Here is a 747-nt window from a genome sequence, read left to right on the forward strand (position 1 = left end):
GCTCTTTTTTCCTCTTCCTTTCTTTCCTTCCTTCTTTCCATCCCCCCTCCCTCCCCTCCTTTCTTTCTTTCTCCCTTTCTTTTTTTTCCCCCCCCCCCTCCTTCTTTTTTTTTTTTCTCTTCTTCCCCTTCTTTCCCCTCTTCTTCCTTCTCCCTTCCCTCTTTTCTCTTTTCTTTCTTCTCTTTTTCTTCCCCTTTTTCCTTCTCCTCTCCTCTTTCTCCTTCTTCCCTTTTCTCTTTTCTCCTTCCCTCTCCTTCCTTCTTCCTCTCTTCTTTCCCCCCCCTCTCCCTCTCTTTTTTCTCCTCTCCTCTCCCCTCTTTCTCCCCTCTCCTTCCCTCCCCCTTCTCCCCTCCTTTTCCCTCCTTCCCATTCTCTCTCTTCTCTCCTTTTTTTTCCCTCCCTCTCCCCTCCCCTCTCTCCCTCTCTCTTTCTTTTTCCCTCCTTTTCTCTCTTCCCCCTATTTCCTCCCCTCCCTCTCTCTTCCCTTTTCTTCTCTCCCCCCTTCTTTCTTCCTTTCTCCCCTTCTCTCTCTCCTTTCCTCCTTCCTCTTCCCTCTCTGTTTCCCAGCCCCTCCCCTTTTCCCTCTTCTCTTTTTTCTCTCCCTTGTTCGCTCCTGCTTTTTATTCCCCTGTGGCTTTCCCTCTCTCTCCCTTCCTCCACATCCTCCCCCTTTCCCAATATCCTATCTACATCTCCATCGTCTCTAACGTCATATCCAAAATCGCGCATGGTCGAGGTACCAAATCT

General features: G+C 49.4%; 1 protein-coding gene. It reads right to left on the reverse strand.

Translation table 11 applies throughout. The features are described 5' to 3' along the window. Window positions 1-729 (reverse strand): hypothetical protein (locus E2I14_RS19190; protein ID WP_206105692.1); only part of this gene is annotated, 729 nt, incomplete at its 3' end. Window positions 730-747 lie beyond the last annotated feature (18 nt).

This window comes from Sapientia aquatica (assembly GCF_004358105.1).
Lineage (GTDB): Bacteria > Pseudomonadota > Gammaproteobacteria > Burkholderiales > Burkholderiaceae_D > Solimicrobium > Solimicrobium aquaticum.